This window comes from Candidatus Thiopontia autotrophica, assembly GCA_014384675.1.
Taxonomy (GTDB): domain Bacteria; phylum Pseudomonadota; class Gammaproteobacteria.
On record JACNFK010000027.1, the window covers coordinates 16,902 to 30,040 of the forward strand.

General features: G+C 48.8%; 14 protein-coding genes. 2 read left to right on the forward strand and 12 right to left on the reverse strand.

Annotated elements, in window-relative coordinates; genetic code table 11:
• Positions 1–58: 58 nt before the first annotated feature.
• From ubiD to prlC, 5 genes are read right to left on the reverse strand one after another with little or no spacing between them, the layout of a single operon-like run.
• The gene (gene ubiD / locus H8D24_05160; protein ID MBC8519775.1) at positions 59–1,528 is read right to left on the reverse strand and encodes a 4-hydroxy-3-polyprenylbenzoate decarboxylase; all 1,470 of its coding nucleotides are present in this window, start codon (positions 1,526–1,528) and stop codon (positions 59–61) included.
• Positions 1,525–2,202: a DUF2914 domain-containing protein gene (locus tag H8D24_05165; protein MBC8519776.1), complete on the reverse strand. Its 678-nt coding sequence runs from the start codon at positions 2,200–2,202 to the stop codon at positions 1,525–1,527. Before H8D24_05165 ends, ubiD begins: the two co-directional genes overlap by 4 nt.
• A 35-nt stretch (positions 2,203–2,237) precedes the next feature.
• Complete coding sequence (gene cmoB / locus H8D24_05170; protein MBC8519777.1) at positions 2,238–3,227, reverse strand: tRNA 5-methoxyuridine(34)/uridine 5-oxyacetic acid(34) synthase CmoB; 990 nt, start codon at positions 3,225–3,227, stop codon at positions 2,238–2,240.
• Entirely contained in the window at positions 3,224–3,955 is a 732-nt protein-coding gene (gene cmoA, locus H8D24_05175) for a carboxy-S-adenosyl-L-methionine synthase CmoA (GenBank protein MBC8519778.1), read from the reverse strand. Before cmoA ends, cmoB begins: the two co-directional genes overlap by 4 nt.
• A gap of 15 nt (positions 3,956–3,970) precedes the next feature.
• Entirely contained in the window at positions 3,971–6,031 is a 2,061-nt protein-coding gene (gene prlC / locus H8D24_05180; GenBank protein ID MBC8519779.1) for an oligopeptidase A, read from the reverse strand.
• Between the two features lie 83 nt (positions 6,032–6,114).
• Between prlC and H8D24_05185 the strand changes: the two genes are divergently transcribed.
• Both H8D24_05185 and H8D24_05190 read left to right on the forward strand, forming a co-directional pair.
• On the forward strand, positions 6,115–6,651 hold the full coding sequence (locus H8D24_05185) for a gamma carbonic anhydrase family protein (GenBank protein ID MBC8519780.1): 537 nt from the start codon (positions 6,115–6,117) through the stop codon (positions 6,649–6,651).
• A gap of 3 nt (positions 6,652–6,654) precedes the next feature.
• Positions 6,655–7,074: a YjbQ family protein gene (locus H8D24_05190; GenBank protein ID MBC8519781.1), complete on the forward strand. Its 420-nt coding sequence runs from the start codon at positions 6,655–6,657 to the stop codon at positions 7,072–7,074.
• Positions 7,075–7,272: 198 nt separating this feature from the next.
• Here H8D24_05190 and H8D24_05195 read toward each other — a convergent pair whose 3' ends face one another.
• The 7 genes from H8D24_05195 to ampD all read right to left on the reverse strand — a co-directional run bounded on the left by H8D24_05195 (position 7,273) and on the right by ampD (position 13,138).
• Complete coding sequence (locus H8D24_05195; GenBank protein ID MBC8519782.1) at positions 7,273–8,775, reverse strand: anthranilate synthase component I; 1,503 nt, start codon at positions 8,773–8,775, stop codon at positions 7,273–7,275.
• On the reverse strand, positions 8,772–9,422 hold the full coding sequence (locus H8D24_05200; protein MBC8519783.1) for a phosphoglycolate phosphatase: 651 nt from the start codon (positions 9,420–9,422) through the stop codon (positions 8,772–8,774). The genes H8D24_05195 and H8D24_05200 overlap by 4 nt, the downstream gene beginning before the upstream one ends.
• A gap of 27 nt (positions 9,423–9,449) precedes the next feature.
• On the reverse strand, positions 9,450–10,142 hold the full coding sequence (gene rpe / locus H8D24_05205) for a ribulose-phosphate 3-epimerase (protein MBC8519784.1): 693 nt from the start codon (positions 10,140–10,142) through the stop codon (positions 9,450–9,452).
• Positions 10,143–10,221: 79 nt separating this feature from the next.
• Complete coding sequence (gene djlA, locus H8D24_05210; GenBank protein MBC8519785.1) at positions 10,222–11,007, reverse strand: co-chaperone DjlA; 786 nt, start codon at positions 11,005–11,007, stop codon at positions 10,222–10,224.
• 54 nt (positions 11,008–11,061) lie between these two features.
• Positions 11,062–11,691 (reverse strand): alpha-ribazole phosphatase, encoded by a 630-nt coding sequence (gene cobC, locus H8D24_05215; GenBank protein MBC8519786.1) that lies wholly within the window; start codon positions 11,689–11,691, stop codon positions 11,062–11,064.
• Between the two features lie 26 nt (positions 11,692–11,717).
• The gene (ampE, locus tag H8D24_05220) at positions 11,718–12,572 is read right to left on the reverse strand and encodes a regulatory signaling modulator protein AmpE (protein ID MBC8519787.1); all 855 of its coding nucleotides are present in this window, start codon (positions 12,570–12,572) and stop codon (positions 11,718–11,720) included.
• Positions 12,569–13,138 carry a 1,6-anhydro-N-acetylmuramyl-L-alanine amidase AmpD gene (ampD, locus tag H8D24_05225; protein MBC8519788.1) on the reverse strand — a complete coding sequence of 190 codons (570 nt, stop codon included), beginning with the start codon at positions 13,136–13,138 and terminating at the stop codon, positions 12,569–12,571. Before ampD ends, ampE begins: the two co-directional genes overlap by 4 nt.
• Position 13,139: the final 1 nt, after the last annotated feature.

Sequence of the window (13,139 nt, forward strand, 5' to 3'; positions counted from 1 at the left end):
ATTGTGAATAATAAAGTTGAGTATTTTGCTGTGTTATTAGCTCTAAATCAACTGAAATTCAGGAATCAATTCCGAGCTCATCCCAGAGATCATCAACCCGCTGTTTGACTGCAGCATCCATGGTTATTGCGCTACCCCACTCACGCACAGTCTCACCTTCCCATTTGTTGGTTGCATCCATTCCCATCTTGGACCCCAGGCCCGATACCGGTGAGGCAAAATCAAGATAATCAATCGGGGTGTTTTCAATCAGCGTGGTATCCCGTGCCGGATCCATTCTGGTTGTCATAGCCCAGATTACATCCTGCCAATTTCTGATATCTATATCGTCATCTGTAACAATGATGAATTTGGTATACATAAACTGTCGAAGAAATGACCAGACCCCCATCATCACTCTCTTGGCATGTCCCGGATACTGCTTCTTCATACTCACTACAGCCATACGATAGGAGCACCCCTCGGGTGGAAGGTAAAAATCAACAATCTCAGGGAACTGCTTCTTTAAAATAGGGACAAACACCTCATTCAGTGCCAACCCAAGCACAGCAGGCTCATCAGGTGGGCGCCCCGTATAGGTTGAGTGGTATATAGGACTCTTTCGATGGGTGATACGCTCTACAGTAAATACCGGAAACTTTTCAACCTCGTTGTAGTAGCCAGTATGGTCACCAAATGGTCCCTCCTCTGCCACCTCATCAAGATCTATGGTTCCTTCCAGAACAATCTCGGCACTGGCCGGAACTTGAAGATCAGAGCCCTTGCACCTGACAACCTCTGTCTTCGAGCCGCGCAATAACCCGGCAAATGCATACTCTGACAGTGCGTCTGGCACAGGAGTCACTGCAGCAAGTATGGTAGCCGGATCTGCCCCAATCACCACAGCAACCGGAAATGGTTTCCCCGGATTCGCCTCCTTCCATTCACGAAAATCAATGGCACCTCCACGATGAGAGAGCCAACGCATAATCAGACGATTTTTACCAATCACCTGTTGACGGTAGATGCCCAGATTTTGTCGCTCTTTATTTGGACCACGGGTAACCACCAGCCCCCATGTCACCAGAGGTCCAGCATCACCAGGCCAGCAGGTTTGGACAGGCCACCTGGAGAGATCAACAGCCTCACCCTCCAACACCACCTCCTGACACACTGCAGTTGAACGCACCTTTGGTGACATATTCAGAACCTGCCGAAAAATTGGCAACTTCTCAACTGCATCCCTGAACCCTTTTGGAGGATCTGGCTCCTTGAGGTACGCCAGTATCTGGCCAACCTCTCTAAGGTGATCTGTAGAATCATAACCCATGCCCATGGCAACACGTTTTGGAGTACCGAACAGATTGGCTAGCACCGGAACATCAGACCCTTTTGGGTTCTCAAACAGCAGGGCCGGCCCTTCAGCCCTCAATACCCGATCTGCAATTTCAGTCATCTCAAGGTAAGGATCAACCTCTCGAGATACCCTCTTAAGCTCCCCCTGCTCCTCCAGTTGGCTGATAAAATCCCTGAGGTCTGAGCTACTCATCGGTATATAAAGCTCTCCTGATGGAGAATTGTTCCATCCTTGGTAACTACCTTGACTATCCACTCCCCACTCCATCCGGGGATCAGATTCTTGCTTGACCATACGCGCCAGCGGGGGCCATTAACTCTCCCCAGAGAGACTTTTGCCATCTCCCTGCCCTCATACTCCCAGAGATGATAAATATGTTTTCCAAACTGATTATGGAGATCGCTAAAGTAGAATATTCTGCGATTATCTGTCCCCAGCTGACATATTGAATCAACCGGCTCACGACTGTTTCTCTCTACACCACTGGTAAAACTTCCTCGAGATACTGCTACAGACTCTGTCCACTGTGGACAGACCAGCGCTACGGTCTCCTCCTCGACAACCGGTTCTGGCCTGGGCTCTGGTTCTGGTTCTGGTTTCACCTCAGGCTCCACCTCTTCAATAACAACCGGTGACTCATCCAACAGTGGTTCCGGTGCTGGTTCTGGTTCTGGTTCTGGTGCTGGTTCTGGCGCTGTAGCCACCACAACCTCCGGCTTTAGTGGCTCTACAACAGAGGCTATCTCTTCAGCCACCTTATTATCATCTTCACCACCCATCCAGATAACCAGCAGCAACAGCACCAACAACAACACAACCGACCACTGGATAAGGCTACTGTATTGCTCCCATATTCTCTTGACCATGCTCACTAACTCCCTGTTATTTCATTGAGTCTGCACTAGGGTGCAACTGCACTCAACAGTGCCCGCCTTGGTGACGGGTAACCCTCAATAGTCCTGGTTGGATCTTCCGGATCAAGAAAATCGGCCAACGACTCAAACTGCATCCATGAGGTTACCCTCTGTTCATCTGTCGTTGTTAACGATTGATTGAGACAACGCACCTGTGTAAATCCAACCCTCTCCAACCAGTGAATAAGCTCATCCACAGTAGGGATAAACCAGACATTCCTCATTTTGGCATATCTCTGCTCCGGAACCAAAATTTCTCCCCGTCCACCCTCTATCACCAGAGTCTCCAGAATCAGCTCGCCCCCCTGGCGAAGAGCACCACGAAGTTCATAAAGATGATCCATTGGTGAACGTCGATGGTACAACACTCCCATAGAGAAAACTGTGTCAAACCACTGCGTATTATTTGGAACGGACTCCATTCCAACAGGAATAAAGTGGACCTCGGGTGGAGCCGGAAGAAAACTGGTCAAGGCTCTGAACTGTAATAAAAACAGGATATTTGGGTCAATCCCGACTACAAAGTCTGCCCCCGCACCGGCCATTCTCAGAGCGTAGTAACCATTCCCACAACCAACATCCAGCACTTTTCTCCCCTCAAGTGGCTGTATCTCCTGCGCCAACCTCTCCCACTTCCAGTCAGAGTGCCACTCACTATCTATATGAACCCCAAACAGATCGAAAGGCCCCTTGCGCCAGGGGTGTAGCTCTCTCATCAACTCCTCTATATTATGTTGCTGGGTAGTATCACACTCATTCTTGGTACCGATCTGTACTCTGGCAGATCCAAGATCTACTGTCTCTGCCTTTATCACCGGCAGTCTATCCAATAGATCCAGCCAACGTGGCAGGTTGCCATTTCTCCCAGGCTCAAACAGCAGTGGCAGCTCTCTCTCCAGCTGCCCACTCCAGCGAGCCATCCCGTTCTCACGCAGAGCACCCAGAGAACTATCCAGCTGCAGAGGCAGATCACTCATCGAACTGCCAGCATAGAGACAAAGTTAAGTGCTTGAAAAAGCACCTCAACCCGAGAGAACCCGGCTCTCTCAAGACGGGCAAAATGGTGCTGCAGAGTTTCTGGTACCAGCACATCCTCCAGAGCAGTCCGCTTCTGACTTATCTCCAGCTCACTATATCCATTTGCTCTTTTGAAGGCGTGATGCAGTGACTCCATCCTCTTCTGCTGCTCCGAATCATCAAACCCGATCTTTTCTGACAGCATAAACCCGCCACCAGGAGAGATGCCATCTGCAACTCTTCGCAACATATCTTCCCGCTCGGCAACTGGAATAAACTGCAGAGTAAAGTTCATGGTTACAAACGAGGCATTCTCGATTTTTGTATCCCGAACATCCTCACAACGCAAATCTATAACAGAAGATCTATCCAAACCTGCTGTTGCCAGATTTTCACGACACTTTTTAATCATGGCACTTGAGCTATCAACGGCGATAATCCTGCACCTCTTCTCTTCTGCAGCCCCAACCATTGCCAGCGTGGATGCTCCAAGCGAAGAGCCCAGATCATAACCATAACTTCCCTGTTGCAGATACTGTTCCGCCAGCAGGCCAACCAGAGAGATGATCACTCCATAGCCGGGAACAGAGCGCTGAATCATATCCGGGAAGACATTCGCAACCGACTGATCAAAGCGGAATTCCTCTACAAGATCATGTTCAGTTGAGTAAATCTGGTCTCTCTGCATATTTAACTAATTCCACTATCCAATGGTTATACCAGAGTGACGAAGTAGTGCATCAATCTGTGGCTCTCGCCCTCTGAACTCCACAAACAGCTCCATGGGTTCTCTCGAGCCACCCTGCTCCAGAATTGAGGATAGGAAGTGCAGCCCTGTGTCACGATCAAAAATTCCATTCTCTTCAAAACTTGAGAATGCATCAGACGAGAGCACCTCTGCCCATTTATAGCTATAGTAACCAGCGGCATAACCCCCTGCGAATATGTGGGAGAAACTGTGGGGAAAGCGATTAAATGATGGTGGCGCCATAACAGAGACCTGATTTCTCACCTGCGACAATAGATCATATATAAATTCCCCCCCATCATTCTTCTGCCTGGGGTCAAACTGCAGATGCATCTTGAAATCAAACAGGGCAAACTCAAGCTGTCTCACCATTGACATGCCGGACTGAAAGTTTCTGGATGCAAGCAGCTGCTCAAATTTCTGTTTTGGCAACGGCTCGCCAGTTTTGTAATGGCCTGAAAATAGTGGCAGCGCCTCCTCTTGCCAACACCAGTTCTCCATAAACTGACTGGGCAACTCAACCGCATCCCAGGGCACTCCTCCAATTCCTGCCACACTGGGGAAATCGATCTGGGTCAACATATGGTGGAGGCCATGACCAAACTCATGGAACATGGTCAAAACCTCATCATGCGTAAGCAGCGCCGGAGCATCACCAATTGGAGGGGTAAAATTACAGGTAAGGTATGCCACTGGAGTCTGAATGCCATCCTCGGTTTTGCTACGGGTCATGCAATCATCCATCCATGCACCTCCACGCTTGTGCTGACGCGCATAGAGGTCAGTATAAAACTGCCCACGCAACTCGCCATCCTCTCCCACAACCTCAAAGAAACGGACAGATTCATCCCAGACATCGACCCCCTCTCTCTGACTGATTGTGATGCCATAGAGTCTGTGCACAACCTCAAACATCCCCTCCAACACTCGATCAATCGGAAACCACGGCTTCAGCTCCTCCTCAGAGAGGCTGTACTGCTGCTGCTTTAACTTTTCGGCATAGTAGGCCATATCCCATGACTGCAGATCTGTGATGCCATCCTCTTGCTCAGCAAAGAGTCTAAGCTCCTCCAGCTCACCACGTGCGGTCTCCAGAGAACGTCCCGCAAGATCCTCCAGAAATTCGACAACCTGATCCGGCTCATTTGCCATTTTGGTGGAGAGTGAATACTCGGCATAATTTGAGAAGCCCAACAACTCTGCCTTCTCGTGTCGCAATCTCAGAATCTCAGCCATGATCGGAGTGTTGTCAAATGATGAGTCATGGGGCCCCTGATCTGATGCGCGGGTAACATACGCCTCATACACATCTTCCCGCAGGGATCGATTATCCGCATAGGTCATAACCGAGATATACGATGGAAACTCCAGAGTAAGGAGCCATCCATCTTTCTCACGCTGCTCTGCAGTCTGCCTGGCCATTGCTCTGGCGGATTCAGGTAGCCCTGCGAGCTCTGCCTCATCAGAAATCAGCCTCTCCCATCCATTCGTCGCATCCAGTACATTCTCCCCAAATTTTGAGGTCAACTCCGAGAGTGACTGACTTATCTCCCGGTAACGCTCCTGCTTATCGGCAGACAGATCTATTCCCGAGAGACGAAAATCTCGTAGCGCATTCTCAATAATCTTCTTCTGGGATGGCTCAAGCATTCTGAATGATTCACTATCCGCAATCTCTCTAAATGCCCGATAGAGCCCCTTATGCTGCCCCATCTCTGTTGCATAATCTGACAACATTGGCAGACAGCTGTTATAGGCATCACGCAGATCATGACTATTCTTTACTGAGTTCAGATGGCTTACAGGTGACCAGGCCCGTCCCAGGCGATCCTCCAACTCTTCCAGGGGCTGAATCAATGTATCCCACTCGACTGGATCTGCGCCATTCAACAACTGCTCTACAGCAGCACGGTTCTGCTCAAGTAGTGCCTCAATGGCAGGCTTGACATGTTCTGGCTCAATTTTAGAGAAGGGCGGTAGCCCCTCCATAGAGAGTAGCGGGTTTGCATGATCCATTATCTGTACCGTCGTCATTACGTATTGGTGAGAAGATCCGGTAAACTATCAGTTCAACCAATGATACGCAACGGAATAAGTAGATGAACAACATTCGCCCCTACAGGGAGTGGAATCCAGAGTTTGACGAGACAGTCTTTATTGACCCCTCCGCACAGGTGATAGGGAGGACAACCATAGGCAGGGACAGCTCAATCTGGCCGCTGGTATCTGTGCGCGGGGATGTTCATCGCATAGAGATTGGCGAGCGCACCAACATCCAGGACAACTCCGTCCTCCACGTAACCCAACCCAACGATACCGCACCAGACGGATACCCTCTGATTATTGGAGATGAGGTCACAGTTGGTCACGGTGCAATCCTTCACGCCTGCACCATTGGCAACCGCTGTCTCATCGGAATGGGGGCGACCATACTTGATGGGGCAATTCTCGAGGATGAGGTGCTACTCGCGGCTGGAAGCCTGGTTGCCCCAGGTAAAAAACTTGAAGGCGGATATCTCTGGAGAGGGGCACCTGCAGTAAAAGCTCGTCCACTGACCGATGCAGAGCTTAACTGGCTCAGAATTTCGGCAGACAACTATGTTCGCCTAAAAAGTGAGTATCTTGAGGAAAAATAACTAGTGAAGATAAAACAGTGCGAAATAACACTAGCTGCAAAGTCTCGTGGCTTTCACCTGGTTACAGATGAGGTACTTCAACAGATTCCTTTCATCTCGGAGGCAAAAGTTGGACAACTAACCATATTCATCAAACACTCCAGTGCATCTATCGCCATCAACGAATATGCCGACCCCCGGGTACTTACAGATATGGAGAATTTCTTCACGGAGATCTGTGACAACAAACCGTATTACACTCACACCGATGAGGGGCCTGACGACATGCCATCACACATCAAGGCATCAATCATTGGATCAACCATTACCATTCCAATAACTGACGGCAGACCAAATCTTGGAATATGGCAGGGAATCTATCTTAATGAGCACAGGTCTCATGGTGGCAACAGGAACCTGGTGGCCACATTGATATTTGATTAAGGAAGCTCTGATTAAGTCACTTCGTGACTCAATCAGAACTCCCTCTCAAGTTATCCTATGGGGGAAGGATTATAGTTCAGTATGTTACAACAACACCTGTTGAGCCCTTCCCCCAAACCCCCATCCCATTACGCTTTTTCAGAGGTTCCTTAACACAGCACCTTAACTTTCAGTTAAGACCAACTGCATTTACTTCCATCAGCAGGTGCTCTCTCTGTTGTCCAAACCAGCCTCTGCCATCTCTACGGCGCGGAATATTGCACGGCCCTTGTTCATGGTCTCTTTCCACTCCAGTTTTGGAATAGAGTCATGCACCACTCCAGCGCCTGCCTGGACGTGAAGTTCCCCATTTTTTATAACTGCTGTACGAATTGCTATCGCAGTATCCATGTTTCCATTCCAGCCAATATAGCCGACTGCTCCAGCATAAATTCCGCGCTTGACTGGTTCCAGCTCATCAATAATCTCCATGGCACGAATTTTTGGTGCCCCACTGACTGTTCCTGCAGGAAAAGTTGCACGTAGTGCATCCATTGCACTCATCCCCTTTTTCAGCTTTCCGGTGACATTTGAGACGATATGCATCACATGGGAGTAGCGCTCAATCTTCATATTCTCTGTCAGCTCAACTGTTCCAGTTTCAGCCACACGACCAACATCGTTGCGTCCAAGATCAATCAGCATAAGATGCTCTGCCAGCTCTTTTGGGTCTGCCAATAACTCTTTCTCGAGAACCAGATCCTCCTCTTCATTGTGACCTCGACGCCTTGTACCGGCAATCGGGCGCACTGTAACAATGCCATCTTCTACTCTGGTCAGAATTTCTGGGGATGAACCAACAACATGAAAATCACCCAGATCCAGGTAGTACATATAAGGGGACGGGTTAAGTGTACGCAGCGCACGATATAGATTAAGTGGTGGGGCATGAAACGGGATAGAGAGACGCTGCGAGATTACTACCTGCATCACATCACCCTCAACAATGTACTCCTTTATCTTCTCTACTGCATGCTCAAATTTGTCCTGACTGAACCCAGAGACAAAATCATCCTCCTTTACCCTGCGCCGTAGCCCCTCTCCCATAACTGGAATTGGTGTATTCAGTTTGGTAGCTATTTCATCAAGTCTCTGTTGCCCCTGCTGCCACGCATTCTGCTGTTTTGGATCAACATGGATAACAATGTGGAGCTTGCCACTAAGGTTGTCGAACACCAACACCTCTTCAGAGACCATTAGGATAATGTCGGGATTATCAAGAGGGTCCGCCTCTGGAATATCTGACAGGCGCTCTTCAATCAGGCGTACGGTATCGTAACCAAAGCAACCAACTACCCCGCCGGTAAACCTTGGCAGCCCATCACACTCGGCAACTTTGAAACGTGATCTATACTCCTCTATCCAGCTCAGCGGATCGCTGCTCTCCAGTGATTTAATATCCTCACCATCTGTTTCGATAGTAATTGCATGGCCATTAACCCGGATAACTGTCTTTGCCGGTAGCCCTATAATGGAGTAACGCCCCCATTTCTCTCCACCCTGCACTGACTCAAACAGGTAGCTCCATGGCCCCTCTGCAACCTTGCGATATGCCGACAGCGGTGTATCCAGGTCTGCCATGACCTCTCGGGTTAAAGGAATCCGGTTATATCCCTGCTGTATAGAGCTGTCTGCAAGATCCTGGAATGTTGATTGGTTCATTGAAAAAGTGACGGCAATTCAGCCATCGAATCAATTACTGCATCCGGGTTGGAGGTGCGAATATCCTCCCCATGGTTATAGCCGTATGACATACAGACGATCTCAAATCCGGCCGCTCTGGCTGCCTTTACATCACTTACTGAGTCTCCAACCATAAGTGCTTCATTTGGTGCAAGACCGAAGAAATTGGACACATGGAGCAGTGGCCCTGGATCGGGCTTTTTTACACTCAGGGTATCGCCACTCACCACTATCTCAAATGCATCTGCAATACCAAGATCATTCAGTAGCGGGTTTGTATAGCGTGCCGCCTTGTTGGTTACACAACCAAGGCGAACCGGCTGACTTTTGAGCCACTCCAGCCCCTCTTCAACACCTGGATAGAGCTGGCTACGCTTGCTGGTATTTTCTGCATAAAGCTCTGAAAATATAGGAAGCGCCTGTTCAAACAACTCTCCCTCAGGTTTACCATCCAGAGAATTGGTCAATGCGCGACCAACCAGTCGCTCCACACCATTCCCAACCCACTCACGCACTCTGCTCTCGCCGCGTGTTGGCATACCGATTTTGGACATCATCTCGTCCACACACCACGCCAGATCAGGAACACTGTCTACCAGTGTTCCATCAACATCGATCAACACCATACCGGGAAGCTTCAACTACTTGGCTCTCTATACAGACGCTTTAGCCAGCTCAGCGCGCATTTCTCCAATGACGCTATCGTAACGATTTGGATCAGAATCCTGCCCTGCACCAAATATCGCTGAACCTGCCACAAAGGTATCTGCTCCAGCCTCTCTGATTTCACGAATATTGTTAACCTTGACGCCGCCATCAATCTCCAGACGGATGTCATACCCGCTCTCATCAATCATCTTGCGGGCTGCACGTAACTTGTCCATGGTAGCCGGAATAAAGCTCTGCCCCCCAAAACCAGGGTTCACTGACATCAGCAACACCATATCAATCTTGTCCATTACATAATCAAGATGACTCAACGGGGTCGCAGGATTAAAGACCAAACCGGATTTGCAACCTTGCTCCTTGATCAATGCCAACGAGCGATCGATATGCTCTGAGGCCTCTGGATGAAATGTAATATAGGATGCCCCAGCCTTGGCAAAATCTGGAATAATTCTGTCCACCGGCTTTACCATCATATGTACATCAATCTCGGCAGTCACCCCATGACTACGTAGTGCATCACACACTAGAGGACCAATTGTAAGGTTTGGAACATAATGGTTGTCCATTACATCAAAGTGGACAACATCAGCACCTGCTGCCAACACCTTATCTACTTCATCTCCCAGTTTTGCAAAATCAGCCGACAGGATGGATGGGGCAATCAGATTATCTTTCATGTTTATTCCTTCAAAAATGAGTTAATCAAAATGGGAACTCTACAGGATGGGGGGATATTTTTCATTTCCCCAGGGGAAACTATTTTTTTCTGGATTCCTGAATTGCCTCATAGGCCATCCTGATCTGATGGGTCTTCTCTGTAGCCATTTTCATCATCTCTTCAGGCAATCCTTTCGCTACCAGCTTGTCAGGGTGATGCTGACTCATCAAGCGACGATAGGCACGCTTCACCTCCGCATCGGTTGCATCCTGTTTCAGACCAAGCGCCTTGTAAGCAGCGCTTAGCGTTGGTCTGTTTGATGACCCACGTTGAGTGCTACCACCAGATTTAACCATGGATTCCAGTTGATCATAGAGGGCGCGGGGAATACCCAGAATGGAGCTTATGTGGAGAAGAATCTTCTTCTCTGCAGGATGCAATACCCCATCCGCATAGGCTGCCTGGAGCTGAATCTCCATAAACATCTGGATTAATGTTGTACGCCTGCTTGTCTCTTGACGGAACTGATGAAGAAGGTCGTCCAGCGGGAAGCCTGCTCTCTTGCCCTCGTTAAACAGCTTCTCTGCTGCCTTGCGAAGATTGGCATCAAGCTGAAGGTGATCCATAACGGCACGTGCCATCTGAATTTCATCTGCCGTTACCTTTCCATCAGCTTTGGCCACATGCCCCATAACAGAGAATGTTGCGGTAAAGAACGCAGTCTGCACCCTCTGTTGATTGCCAATACCCCATCCACCAGACGATGAGGCGCTACGCATCCCTTTGTCAAAATTATGTCCAAATGAGGCGCCAATCAATGCGCCGAGCGGCCCGCCCAACATAAAGCCAAATGCACCACCCAATATTTTTCCTGCCCAACCCATACTGCTATCCTTTTAAGTTACCTATGGAGCCATTCCCCCAAAACCCCCATCCCATCAAGCTTTTTCAGAGGCTCCATGTTGTTCAAGTATGCCTGCATGAAAAATAAGTCTTGGCAGAGACTCTTCACCAAAATGGTCTATCTGAATTCTGCTGATTCCTGCGTTTGGCACATCTATACGGAACATTCTCTCCATTGGCATTCCCAGAACATGGCTAATAATCATCCTGATCACCCCTGCATGCCCCACCACCAACATATGCTCTCCTCGAAAATCATTAATTATCTGTTCCCACCGTACAGTAATCCGCTGAGAGAAATCACCAATGGTCTCTGCATCTGGTGGCGTATTATTTATTGGATCACTCCAGAAACGGCGAAGGGACTCAGGATCATCATCCATTAACTCCTTGGCACTTTTTCCCTCCCAGGCACCAAACCCAATCTCCATAAAATCCCGAATCTCTTCCATTGGAATCTGCTCTCTCTCCGCAAGCTCGACCGCAAACTCACGACAACGACTCAATGGTGATGTTAATACCCTGTTCCATGGCGCGAACTCCTCTACCACACTGCGCATCTGCTCCCACCCTCTCTTGCTGAGTGGATCATCAATATGCCCTCGATAGCGGCTTCCGCCCTCTGGCTCTCCATGACGAATAAGATCGACAGTGGTGAACTCCATGTTATCAGGCAGAGCTTGTGAAACCACTAACCACCATATCCAAACAGGATTAACAGCGCCAGGAAGGTTACCCATACAATCTCTGATCTTCTGACCATCTCCAACGCATCCCATACCTCTTGCAGATCAGCAGGCTCACTACTCTTTACAGGCTCTAGACGTATAGCACCCAGTCCTGAGTTTCGTAAAATATCACTGTTGCTGCTCCAGTCACCCGCATGCTCTCTGATATTGTGGAACGATGAGGAGAAATCCCCGACCATTGCATAACTTATCGCAACTATGTGTGCTGGTGGCCACGCCAGTAACTGATTTAGCTGCTGAATCATGGTTGGTTCGCCATCATCACTACTCTGAATATCTTCCAACATCAATCCAAGCCTGACCAGTAACCCTGCCGCCGGGCCAAAAAGAGCAAACCAGAATATTACCGAGAAGAGTCGAGAGTTTGCCTCTATCAAGACAGACTCAGTCAACGCTCTAACCACACCCTGTTTATCTTCTGGTAGCTCACCTTCAAGCATCCCCTCCGCATGGAGAAGTCCACCCTCGATATCATCTTTTGACCAACTCTCCAATATGCTCTCAACCTGCCCGCGGAGATCTCTGGGGCCTATGGATAGAACAAGAACAACCACGCTAAAAAGCATCTCAGGAAGCCATCCTCCATCAGCCATCCACCAGTTTAGCTGCTCCACTATAAGCAGAGGCACAAAAAGTATCAGCAGGGTTGTGGCTATACCAACCCACTCTCCCTGAACCGATTGATGACGAACCACCCAGCGCCCCCAGACAGAAAACCATCCCAGGTTTCTGTACTCATCCAGAACACGGTAGAAACGCTCAATTCCCAGGGTGATCAATATAGCCAACAGTGTCACAGTTTTGTCTCCATTTTCTCAAACAACCTCTCCCACTCAAAAGCCGGTCCAGGATCACTTTTTCTGCCTGGTGCGATATCCGAGTGACCAACAATTCTATCTTTAACAATCTGAGGATACTCTCTTTTTATTGCCGCAATCAAAGATGCCAGACGATTATATTGGATGTCTGTATAGGCGATATAATCACTCCCTTCCAACTCAACCCCTATTGAGAAGTCATTGCAACGCTCTCTTCCTCTGAAGGAGGATACTCCAGCATGCCAGGCACGTTTTGACAGTGGAACATATTGTACCAGTCGCCCATCACGATGAATGAGTAGATGTGCCGACACCCTCAGATCTTTTAATGCCTCAAGCTCCTGAACTTCTGTGGTATCCAGCTGGTTGGTAAACAGCTGATCTATGTACGGGGTTCCAAACTTACCAGCTGGCAAACTTATTCCATGAACAACCAGCAGATCAATCTCATCGCCATCAGGTCGCTCATCACAATTAGGTGATGAAACTTTATCTGCCTCAATGATCCAGCCACCACCATCAATAGAGAAAATCGAGGTATTCAAA

Coding starts and splice junctions, on each gene's coding strand:
- ubiD (MBC8519775.1), bottom strand. CDS start 1,528: ATGAGTAGCTCAGACCTCAGGGATTTTATCAGCCAACTGGAGGAGCAG.
- H8D24_05165 (MBC8519776.1), bottom strand. CDS start 2,202: ATGGTCAAGAGAATATGGGAGCAATACAGTAGCCTTATCCAGTGGTCG.
- cmoB (MBC8519777.1), bottom strand. CDS start 3,227: ATGAGTGATCTGCCTCTGCAGCTGGATAGTTCTCTGGGTGCTCTGCGT.
- cmoA (MBC8519778.1), bottom strand. CDS start 3,955: ATGCAGAGAGACCAGATTTACTCAACTGAACATGATCTTGTAGAGGAA.
- prlC (MBC8519779.1), bottom strand. CDS start 6,031: ATGGATCATGCAAACCCGCTACTCTCTATGGAGGGGCTACCGCCCTTC.
- H8D24_05185 (MBC8519780.1), top strand. CDS start 6,115: ATGAACAACATTCGCCCCTACAGGGAGTGGAATCCAGAGTTTGACGAG.
- H8D24_05195 (MBC8519782.1), bottom strand. CDS start 8,775: ATGAACCAATCAACATTCCAGGATCTTGCAGACAGCTCTATACAGCAG.
- H8D24_05200 (MBC8519783.1), bottom strand. CDS start 9,422: ATGGTGTTGATCGATGTTGATGGAACACTGGTAGACAGTGTTCCTGAT.
- rpe (MBC8519784.1), bottom strand. CDS start 10,142: ATGAAAGATAATCTGATTGCCCCATCCATCCTGTCGGCTGATTTTGCA.
- djlA (MBC8519785.1), bottom strand. CDS start 11,007: ATGGGTTGGGCAGGAAAAATATTGGGTGGTGCATTTGGCTTTATGTTG.
- cobC (MBC8519786.1), bottom strand. CDS start 11,691: ATGGAGTTCACCACTGTCGATCTTATTCGTCATGGAGAGCCAGAGGGC.